The sequence below is a fragment of the Paenibacillus sp. KS-LC4 genome (genome assembly GCF_036894955.1).
Classification (GTDB): domain Bacteria; phylum Bacillota; class Bacilli; order Paenibacillales; family Paenibacillaceae; genus Pristimantibacillus.
Genome location: NZ_CP145905.1, coordinates 2,219,771 through 2,238,918, shown reverse-complemented (window position 1 = coordinate 2,238,918; position 19,148 = coordinate 2,219,771). Strand labels below are relative to the sequence as shown.

At 46.0% G+C, this 19,148-nt stretch carries 21 protein-coding genes; 2 read left to right on the top strand and 19 right to left on the bottom strand.

Annotated elements, in window-relative coordinates; translation table 11 throughout:
- Nucleotides 1-19: 19 nt before the first annotated feature.
- The 15 genes from V5J77_RS09585 to V5J77_RS09515 all read right to left on the bottom strand — a co-directional run bounded on the left by V5J77_RS09585 (nt 20) and on the right by V5J77_RS09515 (nt 15,318).
- Entirely contained in the window at nt 20-511 is a 492-nt protein-coding gene (locus tag V5J77_RS09585) for a hypothetical protein (RefSeq protein ID WP_338555551.1), read from the bottom strand.
- A complete protein-coding gene (locus tag V5J77_RS09580) occupies nt 477-1,670 on the bottom strand; it encodes an MFS transporter (protein ID WP_338555550.1) in 1,194 nt (397 codons plus the stop codon). The genes V5J77_RS09585 and V5J77_RS09580 overlap by 35 nt, the downstream gene beginning before the upstream one ends.
- A 77-nt stretch (nt 1,671-1,747) precedes the next feature.
- Entirely contained in the window at nt 1,748-2,491 is a 744-nt protein-coding gene (locus V5J77_RS09575) for an ABC transporter ATP-binding protein (protein WP_338555548.1), read from the bottom strand.
- Nucleotides 2,478-3,302: an ABC transporter ATP-binding protein gene (locus V5J77_RS09570; RefSeq protein ID WP_338555547.1), complete on the bottom strand. Its 825-nt coding sequence runs from the start codon at nt 3,300-3,302 to the stop codon at nt 2,478-2,480. The genes V5J77_RS09575 and V5J77_RS09570 overlap by 14 nt, the downstream gene beginning before the upstream one ends.
- A gap of 4 nt (nt 3,303-3,306) precedes the next feature.
- Nucleotides 3,307-4,200 (bottom strand): nickel/cobalt ABC transporter permease, encoded by an 894-nt coding sequence (opp1C, locus tag V5J77_RS09565; protein ID WP_338555546.1) that lies wholly within the window; start codon nt 4,198-4,200, stop codon nt 3,307-3,309.
- Nucleotides 4,197-5,132, bottom strand: a complete 936-nt coding sequence (gene opp1B / locus V5J77_RS09560) for a nickel/cobalt ABC transporter permease (protein WP_338555545.1) — start codon at nt 5,130-5,132, stop codon at nt 4,197-4,199. The genes opp1C and opp1B overlap by 4 nt, the downstream gene beginning before the upstream one ends.
- A 23-nt stretch (nt 5,133-5,155) precedes the next feature.
- On the bottom strand, nt 5,156-6,763 hold the full coding sequence (gene nikA, locus V5J77_RS09555; protein WP_338555544.1) for a nickel ABC transporter substrate-binding protein: 1,608 nt from the start codon (nt 6,761-6,763) through the stop codon (nt 5,156-5,158).
- 31 nt (nt 6,764-6,794) lie between these two features.
- Nucleotides 6,795-8,102 carry an opine metallophore biosynthesis dehydrogenase gene (locus V5J77_RS09550; RefSeq protein ID WP_338555543.1) on the bottom strand — a complete coding sequence of 436 codons (1,308 nt, stop codon included), beginning with the start codon at nt 8,100-8,102 and terminating at the stop codon, nt 6,795-6,797.
- 13 nt (nt 8,103-8,115) lie between these two features.
- Entirely contained in the window at nt 8,116-8,910 is a 795-nt protein-coding gene (locus V5J77_RS09545) for an SAM-dependent methyltransferase (protein ID WP_338555542.1), read from the bottom strand.
- Between the two features lie 27 nt (nt 8,911-8,937).
- Nucleotides 8,938-9,771, bottom strand: a complete 834-nt coding sequence (locus V5J77_RS09540) for a diaminopimelate epimerase (RefSeq protein ID WP_338555541.1) — start codon at nt 9,769-9,771, stop codon at nt 8,938-8,940.
- Between the two features lie 263 nt (nt 9,772-10,034).
- Nucleotides 10,035-11,012 (bottom strand): DMT family transporter, encoded by a 978-nt coding sequence (locus tag V5J77_RS09535; RefSeq protein WP_338555540.1) that lies wholly within the window; start codon nt 11,010-11,012, stop codon nt 10,035-10,037.
- Between the two features lie 171 nt (nt 11,013-11,183).
- The gene (gene pelA, locus V5J77_RS09530; RefSeq protein WP_338555539.1) at nt 11,184-12,134 is read right to left on the bottom strand and encodes a pectate lyase; all 951 of its coding nucleotides are present in this window, start codon (nt 12,132-12,134) and stop codon (nt 11,184-11,186) included.
- A gap of 242 nt (nt 12,135-12,376) precedes the next feature.
- The gene (locus tag V5J77_RS09525; RefSeq protein ID WP_338555538.1) at nt 12,377-12,781 is read right to left on the bottom strand and encodes an RrF2 family transcriptional regulator; all 405 of its coding nucleotides are present in this window, start codon (nt 12,779-12,781) and stop codon (nt 12,377-12,379) included.
- A 93-nt stretch (nt 12,782-12,874) separates the two neighbouring features.
- Nucleotides 12,875-14,641, bottom strand: coding sequence for a HAMP domain-containing sensor histidine kinase (locus V5J77_RS09520; RefSeq protein WP_338555537.1), 1,767 nt, complete (start codon nt 14,639-14,641; stop codon nt 12,875-12,877).
- Complete coding sequence (locus V5J77_RS09515; protein WP_338556677.1) at nt 14,638-15,318, bottom strand: response regulator transcription factor; 681 nt, start codon at nt 15,316-15,318, stop codon at nt 14,638-14,640. The genes V5J77_RS09520 and V5J77_RS09515 overlap by 4 nt, the downstream gene beginning before the upstream one ends.
- A gap of 517 nt (nt 15,319-15,835) precedes the next feature.
- On the opposite strand from V5J77_RS09515, the gene V5J77_RS09510 reads away from it, so the two are divergent.
- Nucleotides 15,836-16,618, top strand: a complete 783-nt coding sequence (locus tag V5J77_RS09510; protein ID WP_338555536.1) for a glycoside hydrolase — start codon at nt 15,836-15,838, stop codon at nt 16,616-16,618.
- Nucleotides 16,619-16,763: 145 nt separating this feature from the next.
- Here V5J77_RS09510 and V5J77_RS09505 read toward each other — a convergent pair whose 3' ends face one another.
- Nucleotides 16,764-17,339, bottom strand: coding sequence for a GNAT family N-acetyltransferase (locus V5J77_RS09505; protein ID WP_338555535.1), 576 nt, complete (start codon nt 17,337-17,339; stop codon nt 16,764-16,766).
- Between the two features lie 125 nt (nt 17,340-17,464).
- Here V5J77_RS09505 and V5J77_RS09500 point away from each other — a divergent pair, with 125 nt between their 5' ends.
- Complete coding sequence (locus tag V5J77_RS09500) at nt 17,465-17,734, top strand: hypothetical protein (protein ID WP_338555534.1); 270 nt, start codon at nt 17,465-17,467, stop codon at nt 17,732-17,734.
- 78 nt (nt 17,735-17,812) lie between these two features.
- Here the strand turns inward: V5J77_RS09500 and V5J77_RS09495 are convergent, their stop codons facing one another.
- Genes V5J77_RS09495 through V5J77_RS09485 form a run of 3 tightly spaced genes read right to left on the bottom strand, consistent with a single transcriptional unit; the run spans nt 17,813 to nt 19,053 of the window.
- Nucleotides 17,813-18,238 carry an Rrf2 family transcriptional regulator gene (locus V5J77_RS09495; protein ID WP_338556674.1) on the bottom strand — a complete coding sequence of 142 codons (426 nt, stop codon included), beginning with the start codon at nt 18,236-18,238 and terminating at the stop codon, nt 17,813-17,815.
- Between the two features lie 14 nt (nt 18,239-18,252).
- Nucleotides 18,253-18,825: a xanthine phosphoribosyltransferase gene (locus tag V5J77_RS09490; RefSeq protein WP_338555533.1), complete on the bottom strand. Its 573-nt coding sequence runs from the start codon at nt 18,823-18,825 to the stop codon at nt 18,253-18,255.
- 3 nt (nt 18,826-18,828) lie between these two features.
- Nucleotides 18,829-19,053 (bottom strand): hypothetical protein, encoded by a 225-nt coding sequence (locus V5J77_RS09485; protein WP_338555532.1) that lies wholly within the window; start codon nt 19,051-19,053, stop codon nt 18,829-18,831.
- Nucleotides 19,054-19,148 lie beyond the last annotated feature (95 nt).

Genomic DNA, 19,148 nt, shown 5'->3' with positions numbered 1-19,148 from the left:
TCTTTGTTTAACAATTAGCCTATTTTTTTGAACGTTTTTTGGATGCTGCTTTAGACTGCTTCGTGCGCCTCGCATTTGAAACCATCACATTTTTCTCCGTATGCGTAAAATGCTGCTTATACACCGGACAACAATGATGCTGCTTCACTGTTTCAATATTTTGAACGACATTCACAAGCTGTGGATGATAGTAGTTCTCGTATTGTACGATCGGAGGGTCATAGATCGTCTGCGTTGGACAATCGGGACAAAAGTTCATGTCATTCATACCGCCTACATTACCCGTATTACCCGTATTACCCGTATTTCCCATATTTCCTATAGTACCCATATTATAATAATCATTTCGCTTCAAAATAATGATCCCCTTCCGGTTTTGGAATACACGATATTGTATTCGCAGAAAGGAAATGCCGCCTGTATGTTTGACATGGAAGGCGATGGTCCCCCCTGCTTCCGCGGCTTGCAGGACGGGATCATCGCCCAAGGCTTGATTTGCTGCGGCGCTCATAACTAAAAACGATCATTGACGCGCCCAAAATCGCGCAAAGCATATACATAAAGGAATAAGAGAAAATATCAGCTACTGGCCCCATAATGACCCCGCCGAGTGAAACGCCCAGATCCGCCGTAGCAATAAATAAACCAATGAATACATTACGATTCAATTGCGGCAAAACAAAAGATAAATACGTCGTTAAGGTTGGATAGAGCAGTGCTTGAGCGATGCCCATCAAGCCTGCGCCAGCATAGAACAAGAAGGCTCCGCCCATTTCAGAAAAGCTGACACATAACGCTGCTGCAGCTAGCATCAGCATAATGACCATAACAAAAGCAGAATGCCATTTGCCATCCGAAGGAATTTTCTTTCGTAATGCAAAGCGTGCTACTACTACAGCTCCTGCCTGAAGCATGAGATAAATTGCCGCATTTCCGCCTTCGATTTGGGCGGCATATAGCGGTATGAAGGTGGTTACCGCCCCAAATACAAGGGAAGCAATCAGCATCAGCACACTGCATTTGAACAAATGCGGGTTTTTGAATAACTGGCCAAACGACTCGAACATCGTACTGCCCTGCCCTTGCTGGCCCGGAGCAGGCTGAGCCTCGGCCGGTTGTTGGTCCATTTTGGCGCTATAGCCTACAATCCCTGTAAAAATAGCAATCACGATCATAGCCGCTGTGAAAGAATTCATATCCCCCGCCTGCCAAATGCCTAAAGCCAATAAGGGACCGATTATACCTGGCATGGAAGCACATAAGGAATACATGGAAATCCCCTGCGAACGGTCCTTTTCTGGCAGTGCATCAATAATGCCCAATTGCAAAGCCATGGAGAAAAAGGCTGTACATGCACCTTGCAGCATGCGGGCGACGAAATACCCCTCCAGTCCCGTAAACGTGTATAAAATTAAAGCAAGGCCATTAATGATCAGAATCGTGCGCAGCACACGGATGGGACCGTACTTTTGAATCATTTTGCCCGCCCATGGCCGAAAAAACATCGTTGTAAATAAATACGCCCCCATAATGACACCAATCGTTGTATTGGTAGCGCCAAGCGATTCACCCTTTAAAGGAATAATGACATTTAGTATTGAGTTAGCGCTAAAATACAACAGAGTCAACATATATAAACGCATAAAAGGCCATGATAAAGCTCCTCTCACCTCTCCTGCTCCTTCCTCTCTCTTCTCCTTGTGGCCGTCTCATGGGACTCACCCTGCCGCTACCCTTGCTGCTAGCGTTACGTAATGATCATCTGGAGCAATTTTCTTGCATACGCTGACTGGACGTCTTTTAAATGCTCGATTTTGACCATTTCTTCGATCTTGCCATTATTCATAATCAATACTCTATCGCAAATATAAGCGGCAGACAGAATATCATGGGTGATGAAAATGTAGGCCATGTTGTAAGCTTTCCGCAAGCTTTTTAACAATTCCAGCACCTGCATTTGCACGGAGCCATCCAAAGAGCTGATCGCTTCATCTAATAAAATACATTTCGGCGTTGTGGCAACCGCCCTTGCGATACATACCCGCTGAGCCTCCCCGCCCGATAACTCATGTGGATATTTTTTTCGATAGGAGGGGCTGAGTCCCACCTGATGCAGGAGCAGATCCATCTTGTCTTGCGCCTTCTGATGATCTCCGCTTTGCTGCTTCAAAGGCTCCATCAGCGCCTGTTCTACTGTATAAAAGGGGTTCATGGAGGAGGTATAATCCTGAAACACGGCGCTAATCTGCCCCTGTCTTGCCTTTCGCTCCTCTGCTTTGTTTCCCTCAAATAAAATACTACCGCTATCGGGCTTTTCCAGCCCCAATAATAATCGCCCCAATGTCGATTTGCCGCTACCGCTTTCCCCGATGATGCCCAAGCATTCGCCCTGCCCGCATTCGAAGCTTATGTTTGTCAGCACCTGCTGTGCTTCTCTAGCAAACCATCCGCCTTTTGTATAGGATTTATAAACACGGTCAACGCTGAGCAAGACTAACGCCTCCCATCATTAATCGCTGGAAATGCTCATTCAGCGCTTGCTTCGACGATACTAAATAGCGGGTATACTCATGTGCGGCTCCCGAGAAAATAGCCTGCTTCGTCCCTCGCTCCACTATCTCCCCTGCTTTCATAACTAGAACATCATCCGCTATTTTTCGAACGATGCCCAAATCATGGGAAATAAAAATCATCGAGCAGCCCATATTCTCCCGCAATTGCATCAATTGTTCAACGACCTCATATTGCGAGACGGTATCTAGCGCCGTCGTCGGCTCATCAGCAATGACGATAGCTGGTTCCAGCACCAGAGTGAGCGCAATCATAATCCGCTGAAGCATGCCTCCCGAAAGCTGGTGCGGATACCTATTCATCACCGCGACCGGATCTTTCAGCCTTACGCTTTCCATAGCGCGTTTCATGTTAGCCGTTATTTCTTCGCGGCCCCAACCGAAATGACAAGCCAGCGTTTCCCTTAAATGAACGCCGACCATGCAGGATGGATCAAAGGCGCGCATCCCATTTTGCAAAATCATGCCTAGCTGCTTTCCTCTTTTTTTCCTCATTTCTTTTTCCGAAAGCTCGCTTAGATTGACCCCGTTAAACAAAATATCCCCCGATTGACGAATACCAGGCTTGTTTAATCTCATGATGGCTCTGCATGTCAGCGATTTTCCGCTTCCACTTTCTCCGACTATGGCTAGGCAGCTGCCCCGCTTGACATGAAAGGAGCTTCCCGGCACAAGGACTTGACCCGTCTGACTGTCCCAAATTTTCAAATTCGCCACTTCCAAAATAGCCATAAAATCAAGTCACCTCCTTCCCTTGTAGCCTTGCAGCAACAGCAGGCTCCTGTCCATTCCGCTTATATTTGGAGGCCGATAATTTAGGATCTAAAGCAACCTGGAGCGCATCTGACAAAAAATGAATCGCCGATACGACAACAATAATCGTTAAACCGGGCGCGAGCATAAACGCCGGCTTTGAGAACATCACTTCTCTCGCCTCATTTAGCATCATGCCCCACTCCGCGTTCGGTGCTTGAATGCCTAACCCGAGAAACGAAAATCCTGATAATTGCAGGATCATTGAACCGAGGGAGCTGCTTGCAATAACGGCAATGTCCGGAAGCGCCACAGGAGCCATATGCCTCGTTATAATTTTAATATCGCTAATACCGAGCACCTTGGAAAACTTCACATAGTCGGAATCGGCGTATTGCATCACTGACGTTCGAATGATTCGAGCAAACCAGGCCCATTTTATCAATACGAAAGCGATCAAAATATTTTCAAAACCTACCCCCAAAATGCCAATGACAGCTAGTGTCATGACATATCCCGGGAAAGAGAGCATGACATCACAAATTCTCATCATAACCATATCGGTTATCCCTCTAAAGTAGCCCGCTATAAAACCAACAATCGCCCCAATCCCTACCGATACGGCAAGTGCAGCAAGCACCCAAAGGACGCTGGGACGGATGCCATATATTAATCTCGATAAAATACAGCGCCCGAGATGGTCATTCCCTAACCAATACTCCGACGAGGAAGCAGCATAGCGCAGCTCCATATGCACTTCTTCGGGATCATGCGGTGCAAATAACGGGGCAAATATTCCTGCAACAATGGTTACGGCAACAATAGCTAAAGATGCGGCGGCCAGCTTATCACGCCATAGAAATTGTAATCTCTTCATTTAGTGGCCTTCCTTAACTTAGGGTTCATCGCCGCATTTATAATGTCAGAAGCGGTGTTGAACAGAACAAAAGCGATTGCGAGTACAAGGACATACGCCTGAATGATCGGAAAGTCCCTGCTAACAATAGCTTTAACACTCAGCGTTCCTAAACCCGGCCAAGCAAATATATTTTCAACGACGACTGTACTGCCTAAAATAATCGGGATCGCCATGCAAAATACGGAAATAGCGACCTGCAATGAATTTTTCAATATATGCAGCGTTATTTTCTGCTCTGGCAAGCCGCACGCCCTGCCGTACAGCACGTAGTCTTCATTCATATTGCTTAACATGGCGCTTCTAACGATTCGAAAATAAATGCCGGTAAAGCTAATCGTGATGACGATGACCGGTAAAATATAGCTTTTGAAAGAGTCCATCCCACTTGTCGGCAGCAAATCCAATTGCACGGAAAAATACCAAACCATAAGCGCCGCTAGCCAATAAGGCGGCATAGAGGTTAGAAAAAAGGAGACGCCTCTAATGGCTTTGTCGGTCATTTTCCCTTCTCTACGTGCACTAATTACTCCTAAGCCAATAGACAGCACAATAATGGCAGCCGCTGAAACCAACGTCAGCTTTAACGTATTTAGAAATGCGGGGGCCAGCAAGGACCCTACCGTTTTGCCAGTCACATAAGAGCTCCCGAAATCGAGCTGCAGGCATGATACGAGCCAATGCATATAACGAAGGAGAAAGGGCCGATCCATGCCAAGCGCCGCCTTCGTTTCTGCTATTAATTCATCTGTGATGGCCGGGACGCCCTGCGCATGTAATATGACCTCGGCCGGATCTAAAGGAGAAAGATGATTCAAGCCAAATGTTAAAAAGGTTATAATCACAAGCAACGGAATCGAAAGGAGTGACCGTTTGATAATATAGCTGATCATAGCAAGCTCCTTGTTGGGGGTATCTATTCAAAATACATGCGCTCAAAGGGCAGTTCAAACTGCGTTTGCTTAAATGAGATACCCTGAAGGCTTGTTGGAGCAACAATTGTAACGCTGCCATTGGTAAGAGGAATAAAGACCGCCTCATTATGGACTATCGTTAAAATGTTTGCATACAACGCTTTCCGTTTTTTCTCATCCAGCGTGACCATCACTTCATCAATGTTTTTGTACAATTCATCGGCTTTGGAAATGCCGCTTGTCGTGTGATAATAAGCAGACTCGGAAGTAAATGCAGAGATTGTGCTCTGTGGATCATAGGCGAGCCCCCAGGTTTGATTGAACAGCAAATCATAGTCTCCCGTTGCTCTTCTATTGGCGATGGAGGAGGATTCTTCCCCGACAAGCTCCAACTGAACGCCTGCCTTTTTCAAGGTGCTTTGAATGAATTCGGCCTCGGACTTTTGAGAGGAGGAGTTAACATCATAATAAAGCTTCATCGCGAGCGGCTTGCCATCCTTCGTTCTGATCTCGCTGCCACCTTCCAGCAGCCAGCCTGCTTTCTCCAACAGCTGCTTCGCTGTATCCAAGTCGAAGCCGCGTTTCTTTAGCTCGACATTGGCATAATTGACGTTGGGTGAAAATAGCGTATTAGCCGCTGTTTCCGTCCCGTTAAAAATTTGCTTGCTAATCGTTTCTCTGTCAATCGAATACCAAATCGCTTCACGAACAGCCGTTTCATGGGCAGGACTATCCGATTTACTGCTATTGGCAACGATCATCTTCGTATTCATCGCTTTACTTCTAACAAGCTGGAAGTCGCCCGAATCCATGAGCTGATTCATGGCATCGACATCAATGCTGTCTGAGCCGCGATCATCTGTAAATATGAAGTTGACCTCTCCCTTTTGCAGCGCCAAAAATGTCGTCTCCCCTGCCGGAAGCACCTTTGCTGTAATCTTATTCACCTTTGGAGCGCCGCCCCAATAATTTTCATTTGCCTCGAAGGTCGCATACTGATCGGTTTTCTGCTCCGTTAGCTTGTATGGTCCCGTGCCATGATGGCCGCTTACACCGTCTTTTGTTTCCCCATTAACGAAATCCTTGGGCGAGATGAATACATAAGGCCTGGTCATGGATAATTCAAGCAACGTCGGATAATAGGGCTCTGACAGCACCAATTCAAACGCAAACTCATCGAGTACGTTAGCACTCACAATTTTCGTGGAAAGCTTGATCCATGAATGCTTGCTGGCATTGCTTTGCACCGCCTCTATATTTTTCTTAACCGCCTCGGCGTTAAAGGGCTCGCCATCGTGAAACTTTACATCTTTTCTCAAATGAAAGGTGTAAACCTTGCCATCCTCAGACACGTCCCACGATTCGGCAAGCAACGGCTTAATGCCCTCCTCCGTATTTTCAACTAATGACTCATACACCATCCCTTGCGCTGGCAAGGAGCCTGGATACAGATGAGGGTTCATATCATTAATATCTTTTGCTGTGGCGTACACGAGCTCCTTGCCTGAATCCGCTGCTCCTGTTTTCGCAGCATTTCCGCCACTGCAGCCTGTTAATAAAACGATTGAAACGATGAAAGCAGTTAACAAAACAGCTATTGTTCTTGTCATGTCATTTCCTCCTATGTAAGTGCGCACTGCATTAGCTACTTTCTATGCTTTTGCCTAATTCGCTACAGATCATCTTCAAATCCTCTTCAAAGCTTTGTACAGCAAATGCATCCGATATTTTCTCGCCCTTAAGCGCCTGTGCCGCTTCCATGATTTTTTGCTCGTAGGTTGTTATGAAGGTGTCAATGGTCGGGCAGCTTGAGCCTACAAATCTTGCAATACCCTGAATGATTTTTATCCGATAATAATCCTCCTTGGGCATGCGTGGAATATCCCAATATTGCTCTTGGTTAATGAAGATTTGACGAATGGGAACGGCGGAGAAATCGAAGTACTTCCCCTCCTGATCCGGCTCCGAGAATGGGTCGATTAACAGCGACGTATACCGTATGTACAATAAATACTCTTGATGAATCGTATCCAGCTGAGTAAAATTGTCGATATCATAACGCGATAAGCTCTCTAATCTAACCGGATAATTGTCATCGGTCATGAACTTCAGCAGATTTACACCCATTACATTCAGCTTTTCAATGACATGCGTCATCTCTTTCCAGCCGGCCAGCATATCGCGAATTAAATATTGCGTAATCGGTCCTTCGGGAAACATTTTGTAGACATATTTCTTAATAGGTGAATATTCAAAAATGGCATTCAGTGAAAATGGATTCATAAACAACGGCGGGTGGACATAGAGAGAAATATTTCTCGTTTCCGCTTCGATCGGACTGCCCATAACCTCCAGCATAATGCCCAATCGTTCAAATAAGGCGCAAAGCCGTTCGACATTTGGCGATGCTTCGTTCGTGGAGCCGATAAATACCTTGTTCTTAACCGCTGTCGTCAAAACTTGGGTGGATGGCTCGCCGTTCATCCAGCGTGTATCGCCGAGATAGGTAGAGAAGCTGATAATGTCCACATTGGGCTGAATCGTATTCATATAATGGCGTACTAAGCTGTTTGAGCCAAAGGTGGGGGATATTAATACGATACACCTCGCTCGCTTGAGCAGCTCGTCACTAAGTTGCTTCAAAACCTCCATATACGCATCGGTTGTGACAGACAGGATCAGCGTATCCCATTGCCCTGTAATGGCACCATATCCCTGAAAAACATGATCAATTATACAATTGCCTTCCATTGGCCGATGCTTTTTATTTTGAATGTTTACCTCAACTTGGTTCTGACTTTGCTTAAGCGCCGTGAACAAGCGTTCGGAACGAACCGATTTTCTTCCTGCAATGCCAATGCAGCTGTTCCAATTATTTTTCAGCAGGACAGCAAGTTGAATGGACGCCGGCCCCGTGCCTAGCATTAAGACTCGTTTGAAATGACTCATAGCAGACTCCTTCCTATTTACGCTTGTACAACGCAATATCAAACACTTGCTTAGGACGCAATTTCGTATCCACTAGCCTCCATTTCTCTTCATTTACCGCTTGCATCGGGTAATTGAATAACGATTTCAGCTGATCGCCATATCTCATCGCTACGACCACTCGCTCATTCGTTAACGCATGCAATTGCTCAAGCAGCGCATATTTATTAGAAACCGTTGAGCTGAAAATAATATGAGTCACATCCTTGATCCTATCAAGCTGCTCCACAAACGCCTTCTCCAAGCGAATGTTTAATCCGTCTCCTAAACGATGTACCACTCTTCGTCCTAGCTCGATGGCCTCCTCATCAATATCAATGCCAATGACTTGGGCACCCGTCCGCTTGGCGATAAATAAGGGCGTCATTGGAAACGAGCCAGAGCCAATTAACAATACGATGGAAGCCGCAGTGACTTGAAAGCTTCCAAATTCTTGTTCAATGCAGGACTCTATATTTTTAAAATAATCGGTTTTATCCGTTTCCCCAGCAAGCAGCTTCAAGGCGCGATATTTTTCCATAACAGCGACGCATAACGAAGACATCTTCCTTAAATCGTCATGAAGCTGAGGAAGCTCGCCCCCGGCTTGCTGCTCCATCGTTTCCCACGATGCTTTATTCCCCTCATCCAGGATGAAAGCTGAATAGTCATCAATGGCTCGCTCCAGCTCCGAGCTATGATGAAATGTGCCGTCATATCGCTTTACTAAATCGGTAAACCGATCCCGAAACAAGGTCAAGCTTTGTTCAAATGTCGTTAACTGATTCAATGGCTTCTCCCCCATACCCACTATTCGTTATACAGAAATAAATGCTTTGCCTTGTGCCACAATGCCAACAGCCCCCTCAATCATCAAGCTTGTTACCTCATCCTCATAACAATCAGCCGTTACATGAATCGTGCCGCCGGGCTGCTTAATCTCCGCAGCGATAGCGCCTTTATTTTTCCAAGACAGGTATGCGCCAAGTGAAGCCGTGCCTGAGCCGCAGCCTCTCTCCCATATCATGCTGTCTAATGGAGGCACATAAATAAGCGGCGCCATTTCCATAGACTCGGGCTTAAATAATAATATGCCGATCAAGCTCGCTCCAAATGTGATGCCCAGCAGCTTGGCTAATGATTGTGCTCTTTCCTTCTCAGTACGATTGAATTGCTCCACTTCAATGACAATATGAAAAAAATCATCATACCTTACAATGACAAGGCTTAAATCATTCCCTTCATACACAACGGTCTGCCGTTCGATTATTCGAGGCACTGGCATCGCCACTTGGCAAAAATACTTCTCCTTGCTTTTTTTCACTTGGCAGGTGACCAATTGGTCGGTTCCCGAAGCCTCTAGCACGATTTCCATTAAAGCGTTCTGCTCGATCCCTTTCTCAGAAGCGATAAAAGCAGCCAGCGCCATACAAGCATTGCCGCAAAACTCACCACCCGCCATTTGCAAATAGGCAGCCGCTTCGTGTTTAATCGGCTGTTCGATGAAGCCTACTTGTTCAGCATAAACACTGTCATAAGACATCATTTTCGAAGCAATGTGCTTGTACTCGGAAGCGGAATGATTGGTTTTCACAAGAATGGTCATATTTTGCGTGGGGTTGAACTTTACAAAATCGATTTCTCGTTTCATCACAACTACCCTCTAATTCAATTTTTTGAGTTCACATTCCATTTGCTTTGTCGTTGTTTAATAGTAATCATTACTATTAATATGCGAGATCATCATAACCATAATTTGGGGCACTGTCAATAATAAAAATAAGCAGCTTGCGCCCAAACTGGCAGGCTTCAAAAAGAAATGAACAAAAAAAACCGCCACAGGCCTCGATTTCACAAGGCCTGTGGCGGGCTTAAGCTCCGGTTGCTTTGACATTTTTTACGCCGAAATATCGTTTATGATATACCCTCTTTCCGCGGTCGATTGACCATGTAAATGCCGAGCGATACGAACAGCAGAGCCACAACATTTTTAAGCTCCATAATCTGTTCACCGAGAAACCATGCTGACAGCAGCGTCCCGAATACAGGAATCAGGAAGTTATAGACAGACACCTGTCCGACTTTGTTATACTTCAGCAGTAGATTCCATAGACAGAAAGCGGCCGAGGACAGCAGAGCCAAATAAACAAGATTGCTGGCAGACTCCGGTGTAAAATGGGTCACACGGCCCCCCAGTCCGAGTCCCAGCAAGGTTAGGGCCACACCGCCAATGAGCAGGCTATAGCCCGTAACCAGCAAAACGTCAATGGTCGCAGTCAGCTTTTTAGCATAAATGGCAGTAATGGAGAAAATGAGGGCAGCTAAAATAACGAATCCCTCCCCCTTAAAGGTAAAGGAGAACTCCAGCAAATCGGTATGGAAATTAACAAAAATAACGCCGATAAACCCAAGCAGGCAGCCGAAAATTTTATTTTTGCCCAGCTTGTCATTTTTATAAAGGTAATGTGCCAATATGACGCTGAAAAAGGTGGTCGTAGCATTCATAATGGAGCCTTTGACACCCGTCGTATTGCCTACTCCCACATAAAAAAATATATATTGCAGACCTGTCTGCATAAGGCCAAGGGCAAGCAAGCTGGTCAGCTGTTTTTTGGATAAGCTAAGCACCTTCTTGCCCATTGCCCGGAATAACAGCAGCAGCAGCAGACCTGCGAGCACAAAACGATAGCCAGCGAATACATATTTTGCAGCGATGTCCTCCGGCATGATGTTAAAGGCGAGGTAGCCCAGCTTAATAGATGGATAGGCACTCCCCCATAATAAGCAGCATAACGTAGCGATTATCGCAACGAATGTTGGATTGCTAAACCGATTTCGATTGTTTTGTACCTTTTGATTCAATGGTTCCATTTGTTCCAGTTGTTCCTTCACTGTAAATCTTCTCCTCATCCTTCATATCCCAAGCAACTGCTTTCGCAATCCGCCTTCAACGACCATATCATAATTCGACACTGCTTGTAATGAAAAAAATCAAATAAGCCCGGAAAAAACCTTATGAAATCAAGGTTTTTTCCGGGCTGCTCGCCAAACCGTTATGTCCTATTATTTGGATGGCCAGTTACCATACCAGGCATAGCCTGTTCTTCTTTCTTGCTCGATGTCACTGAGCTTGTACTTCACAATACCATCACGACCGACAAAGATCGGTTTGTTGGTGTTGATTTCGTAGAAGCGTGCCCAGATTGGCGTTTTCACACTGGAATCGCTAATTACAACGACATCATTGCTCGTTTTCTCCACGCGTATCCCTGTAATCTGCACCGCTTTGAACCAGTCTTCTGCGCCTTTAATGGCAGCGGCGATTTTCGCATTGGACGTTCTCGTCTTCAGAAACTTCACAACGTTTACGCTCTCCTGTGCAGTCAACGACGGCACTTCATAAACTCTTGCCCCCGCCGGCTTCAAGGTGCTGGAATCATGCTGCTGACCCCATGCTGTTAATTTACCGTTAACGGTAACCTGCGTCTTCAAAATGCAGTCTACCCCTTTATCTACCGCTTGCTTGCTTTTACTAGCCAGAGTGCTGTCGATAAAGGCGAAATCGCCTTTTTTGCTGGCGACCTCATCTAATAAAATCAACACATTTACCATCGCATTATCATTGTAGGTAATATGTTTATGATAGCCCGAGCTTTGATACACTTGCGGGAATCCGCCATTCGCATATTGCATATTAAGCAGGAATTGAATACCCTTAATCGCGGCTGCGGAATATTTACTGTCCTTCGTTTTCTGGTATTCACTAGCCAGTCTTCGAATTTCCGAATAAGTTGCCTTATTGTCAATTGTAGACTTGGACCACTCGCCGCTTGTTTCAGAATAGTTCTTTCTCCAGCCTCCATCCGCTTGTTGATTTTTCAAAACCTCTGACAGGCTTGCTGTGGTACCCGAAGCATCTGCCGCCATAACCGTTGTAAGCGGTTGCAAAATAACAGCTGGAGCTGAGAGAAGCAGGGTAAAAGCTAGAGCTACGGACAGTGTACTTTTTTTCATCGAACAAATTCCCCTTCCGAATTTTCAAATAGCTGTAAAATATGATATATCTACCTCTTGATTCTACTCAGTTTCCGACTTTTTGTCAATAATATCCTTGTAAAAAAATGTATCCTTATGTAGAATGCTGTCTAACGTTGGCGTTTTCCAAGCCTCTATAAACCTGAACACAGGTCATGATTGAAAAAGAAGCCCATAGGCTACACGCTTCTACTCCAAGCGTCCAGCCTATGGGCATCCGTCTACACTAAATGTATCTGCATTTTTTGAGCAAGCTCAAATATCGTTTGATTTCGTAGATGCTCCTCCATCTTCTCCTCAGCCGACACCATCACTTGTTGAATTAAACATGTGTCAGGATGATCCAGCGAGCAATCAAATAAGGAGGCCGTGCCTTCAATGGCATGAATAATATCCAGAAACGATATTTGCTCCCAATTGCGCTTCAGCTTATATCCACCGTTAGCACCTGAAGCCGATTCTATCATGCCCGCCTTAACCAGCTTGGTCAAAATTTTGGACAAATAGGTAGGAGAAACCTGCTGCCGCTCTGCCAGCTGCTGGACACCTACCGGCTTATCTGGGCTGGTCGCCACAAGAAACAGCATCGTATGAAGAGCATAGTTAGTAGCTTTTGAATATTTCATGCGGTCCTTCCCCTCAATACACGACTTCATTTATCTATATTAGCTGTTATCAGCCTGCCTAGTCAAGCTAGCTCTGTGGCTGACATTCCAGCTTTAACAGGTAAAAACAGCCGTGAATTTCACGCCCTGCTCAGTATTTTCGGCCTCATACTCGCTTTCATGCAGCTCCAAAATCCTTTTCACAATAGATAGCCCTAGTCCCGTGCCTCCCGTTCGCCGATTGCGAGAGCTTTCAACGCGGTAAAAACGCTGCCAAATTTTCTCCAGCTTTTCCTCAGGAATCGTATCGCCAACATTTTCAATGGAGAAAAACAGCCTGCTCCCTCTCCCCTCGATTTGGATTGTAATGGCGCTATTATTCTGTGCATGCTGAATCGCATTGCTTATAAAATTAGAGAGCACATGCTTCATCCATCTCATATCGGCATACAGCGGAAGCTCGTTGCTCGTCATAACGGTAGCCTCAAGCTGCTTGTCTTGCAGCATATGAACATAGCTTCCCGTCACTTCCTCCAGCAGTTCGCTAAGCAAAAAGGTGCTTTTTCGCAGCTTGAACGTATCGGATTGCAGCGTAGCCAAATTGAGCATATCCTCCACGAGCATTTCCATGTTCTGTGCTTCCTCTACAATCACTTTTAAATAGTGATCCTGTTTTCCAGCCCCTACGCCATCCTGCAACCCCTCGCTGAAGCTCTTCACAATGCTAAGCGGCGTTTTCAGCTCATGGGAGGCATTTGCGAAAAACTCCTGCTGAACCTGCTCCATCCTGTGCTTCTCCTCAATATCTTGCACAAGCTGCTGATTAGCCTTCTTTAAATCTCCTAAAGCGCTGTCCAAGCTGCGCGAAAGCGTATGAAGGCTGCTGGATAAGCTTCCCAGCTCATCATTTTGCCGAATCGGCTCATGCACGCTAAAGTCGAGCTGAACCATCCTCTTGGCCGCATTGTTCATCGAAATGAGGGGACGGGTAACCATTTTTGAAAAAAAGAACGATAAAATGACGATGAGGAGAAATCCCCCTACGCCTAAATACACATAAAACCACCGCAAAGCTTCATTTGTCTCATTGATTTCCTGAAGCGAGGTAACCGAGAACAGCAAATCCACTTCTCCCGATCGCTGCTCTACCGGATAAATCATGACCGAATTGCGGACACCAGACCATGTTTGCGTCCACTTTTCCTCCACAACCTCCCTGCTTTCGAGCTTTTCCCTTCGCTCCTTACTAAGTGGAAACCACTCGCTGATGGCATCCAGCATAATGCCTTGCCGCGTCGTATACGTCCTCGAGGAGGGCTGAATTAATTCAGTGACAACCCCGGTAACCTTTCTATGCTCCCCAACCAGCCTTTCATTGGAAGAGTAGCCTACACTCGGGCTACCCGTTTTGTGGATGAGAAGCGGATACAGCACCTGGTCCATTGCTTCTACCCCAGACTCCATCTCCCCCTCCACCGTTACTACATTTCCCGTCTGAATGCCAGCTGTCCGAAATTCCGCCTCGAAGTTATTTAAGAACAAGGACAAGGGAACGACATACACATTTTGATCGTCCGCCTTCAATGTAATGTGGTAAGGATCGTCCATTCTCACTTTTCCATCCAACGTTAAAATGGCGAGCTGGATTTTATTTTGCAGCATGAAACGAGCGGCTTCATTTGACGTTTTGCTGGAGCTCCAGCCAGTCTGGGCATAGTTTTGGGCAAATTTCGCCAGCTGCTTTTCGTTGCGGCTTATTTTTTGACTTTCATAAAATTGGTCGAACAGCAGCAACTGACAGAGGATAACCATGCCATAAAAACAAAGAAAGAAGACAACGGTCATAATAAATAGTTTAAAAGTGACTCCTCGCTTCTTCATGACTCCTCCTCAAATTTGTAGCCCGTGCCAATAACGGTGCGAATATGCCGTGCCTCAAAGCCCAGCTTGCTGCGAAGCTTCTTAATATGAGAATCAACGACACGGGAATCCCCTTCAAAATCCATTCCCCAAATTTGGTTCAAAATGACGTCCCTGCGCAAAACAATGCCTTTATTTCGAATTAAAAATAACAGCAAATCGTATTCTTTGGGCGCAAGCACAACCTCCGCGCCGTTTACATCCAAGCGGTGCGCCGTCAAATTAAGCAGCGCATCGCCAAACTTCAAACTATTCGGCTGAAGCACGACGCTGCCCTCCACCCGTTTCATTAAGGCGGATGCCCGCGCCAGCAGCACCTTAGGACTGAAGGGCTTCGTCACATAATCGTCGGCTCCTAATTCGAACCCCATAATTTTATCTTCATCGCTGGATTTCGCCGTTAATAAAATAATTGGAACAGCAAGGCGGCTCCGAACCTGTCGGCACACCTCGAAACCATCCAATTGCGGCATCATAATATCCAGAATGATCAGATCAGGCTGCACGGTTTCAAGCCAAAGCAGCGCTTCCTTGCCATTTTCCGCCTCAAATACGCGCCAGTCGCTCATCTTGAAATAATCGGCTATCACTTCCCGAATCAAGCTTTCATCTTCCACCAGCAATAACGTTTTATTCATCATTTGAGTTCCTCTTCTATCCATATTGATTTTCACTTTAACAATCAGCTATGGCTTTTATGTGCCCATGCCGCTGTGAGCAGGTCGTTCATATCTATTATACCCATTCTTTTTTCAAGAGATAGCGCCTTGAGCATAGCTGTCCATTCTGTAATCATGCTCACGCTTCCTGACGTGCAAGCTTGAATTCACTTCGTATTCGCCAACCAATTGATTTTTATTAGGGTGTATAGTCAATCGTTCTATCATTTAGCGGTTGACTATTTGGCGCGGTGATGAATATTTAATATTTGTTATAAATTACATATTTTTGTTATATGAAATACATATATTTGGGAACATAATCTAGTTGACCCGTTACTGATATCAACTTTTCACTTCTAAGTACCTTGCGCAGTAGGGGTGCTCATCTTACAGCAAAGGAGGTATGCCCAGCTCTCTTGTTCAAGAATATAAATAGAGACTTAGCGGATAGTTTAGAGGGCAGCCAGATTGAACTTGAAGGAGGTAATCAGAAATGAAAGCAAGATTTAATAATTGGGGCAAAAAAGGAATGGTTGGCTTGACATTAATTATAAGCATGCTTATAGCCACGGCTGCTTATGCCGCATCATCTTCAACACCCTATGCCCAACTGTTCTGGGGTAATAATAAGTATTATGTATTTAACAACACTTGGGGCAGTGGAACAGCCGGATCAGGTTGGTGGGAAAGTATTTATTATAATAGCAACTCTGATATGGGATGGTCTTGGGACTGGAAAACATCGAATCCCAATGATGTAAAGGCGTATCCTAGTATTATAACAGGCTGGCAATTCTCCAATAATATGACTTCCGGAAGCGGCTTGCCAACACGAATTTGGGATAATAAAAATATTAATACCTCGGTTAATTATTCGCTAAGCGCAAATGGAAATTATAATGCGGCTTATGATGTATGGTTCCACTCCACTAATTCGCTTACAGGGACAACTACCCCTTCCGATGAGCTGATGGTGTGGCTGAATTCAACCAATGCGTGGCCGCTAGGTTCTTATGTGGAAACGGCTACGGTTGGAGGTACATCTTGGAATCTGTATAAAGGCACCCATCCATCTGGCTGGAATGTGTACTCCTTCGTCCGTACAAGCAACACATCAAGCAGCAACCTTAACCTGAAGGACTTCATCAATCATGTCGTTTATAACAAAAACTGGATGAGCAATTCCAGATTCGTTACCAGCGTTCAATTCGGAACTGAAATTTTTACTGGAAGCGGAAGAATGCACATTCAAAACTATTCTGTAACGGTACAATAGCAGCTAGCGCGAAAGAGACACCCTGCCGGGTGTCTTTCTTAAACTATAAGCATTTATAAGTTTCACACTTATATATGGGCTTATATTTCTAAGGCAAAGCTCTTCATCGTCATGGAAGGGCGACGAAGTCGTTTTTGCCTGCATTTTAAAATTCATAGCCTTTGACCTTCGCATAGATACAAGCATTTGCAAGCTCGCCTGTTTGTTCGCGGGCAGACCTTCGCAAAACACCCTCCAACGTAAAGCCCGCTCGCTCCGCTACTCGCGCACTGGCGCGGTTCATCTCATTACAGTGAATTTCGATTCGGCTAGCCTTCAGCTCCTGAATAGCAAAATCAGTAATTCCATTCACAGCCTCCGTCATCAAGCCTTGGCCGAGGCGCGACGTTCTAAGCCAATAGCCGATTTCAAACCTCCGCACATCCCAGTCGAACCGATGCAATCCGCTGCTGCCAACGAAGGCACCTGTCTGCTTATCGAACAAATGCAGCGGCAAATCGGTTCGCTCCAAAAAATTCAACCGGGCCTTCCGCACATAAGCTTCCGATTGCTCTATCGTAGGCATCGTTTGTGCAAATGGCATCCACGGCTTTAGCTGCTCCAGGCTTTCTCCAATCGCCTCATTGCAAAAAATGCCATCCCCCCACTGCGGAGCCCGAATGAGCAAGCGCTCTGTTTCAAATGATTCAGGGAAAGATATTAATATTGGATTTTCACTCATTTCATAGAGCACCTCCTGAAGAATAATGAAATGGATTTTTTAATCTATAAAACAATCAATTGTCTCGTTACAAATGATAGTTTTGCTTCATATAGTATCTTATGAAGTCGAAAGGGGAAATGCACATGTCTAACATTGAAAGCTCACAGCGTACTGGGGGTAACCGTACTGGTGGCAACCGCACTGGCGGCATGCGTACTGGCGGCAACCGTACTGGCGGCAACCGCACTGGCGGCAACCGTACTGGCGGCAACCGCACTGGTGGCAACCGCACTGGCGGCAACCGCACTGGCGGCAACCGCACTGGCGGCAACCGTACTGGTGGCAACCGTACTGGCGGCAACCGTACTGGCGGCAACCGTACTGGTGGCAACCGTACTGGCGGCATGCGTTAATAACCGAACACTTTTGCTCTTTTGAATTAAATAAACACAAACAAGAGCTGAGCCTCCATAGGCACAGCTCTTGTTTGTTTAATATTTACTCGCGATGCTGCGAGTCACCTGCGACAGCCGTATGGATGCAAGCTTATCTTCCATCGCCTGCCTCGCTTCAGCAAAAACCTCTTCGAGCGACGACTGAATGTTCCGTCCAGTCGGACAATTCGGATTTGGCTTATCATGAATCGCGAATAGCTCCTCTTGTGTCTGCGATTGTACAGCCCGATAAATATCGAGCAGCGATATTTCGTCCAGCGGGCGGGTAATGCTCGCCCCAGCCACTCCCGGACTCGTCTGCACAAGACCCGCTTTCGCCAGCATACCGATGATCCGGCGAATGACAACCGGGTTTGTGTTGACGCTGCCCGCAATTTGGTCGGATGTCAATCGCTCAGCCTTATCCAAATCCAGCAGACTCATAATGTGTATCGCTACTGCAAAACGATTGCTAGTCACTATGACCACCCTGCTTTCTATTCGACAAATGCAACCTGTCCGTTCGAAAGTGAAGCAATTCTTGCCAGCGACTCCACTCGATATCCAAGCTCGATCAAGCGTTCTCTGCCCGGTTGGAAGGACTTCTCAATGACGATGCCGATTCCCGCAACTTTGGCTCCAGCCTGCTCAACGATACGCGCCATGCCAAGCGCAGCCTCTCCATTCGCCAAGAAATCATCAATGATAAGAAACACATCATCCGCCTGCACAAACTTGCGGGCTACGCTAACCTCGCTTTCCTCCTGCTTTGTGAAGGAATATACCTTATGCGTATATAAATCATCCTTAAGCGTCAATGACTTGCGTTTCCGAGCAAATATAAGCGGAACGTCCAGCTTCATTGCCGCCATGACGGCAGGAGCAATTCCTGATGATTCGATCGTCAACACCTTCGTTACGCCAGCTGCCGCAAACAGCACTGCAAGATGCTCCCCTATAGCAAACATTAAGTGTGGATCAATCTGATGATTCAAAAACGAATCCACTTTAAGCACCTGCTCGCCTAGCACGATGCCCTCATCTCTAATCTTCTGCTTCAAAAGCTCCATCTGTCATACTTCCCCTTCCAAAATGCTGCCGCGCTCCGAAGATGCCGGCTCATACAAGTACGTTCTGCTCAGCTTGACGACCCGTCTGTTAGCTCTGCGAATGACGACGGAAGTATCATCCCACGCGACGACAATGCCTATGACGTCATTCATCTCCAGTCCATCACGCACAACGCGCACTTTCTCGCCGCTGATGCGGAACTGATCCAGTAGTTCCTCACTGACCATGCACAAGCAACCTCCCCTCAAGCCGCACTCCCCATATATGGTGAAAAAAAACCCCAATAAACTGTATAACCGTTTATTGAGGCTGATATATGCTA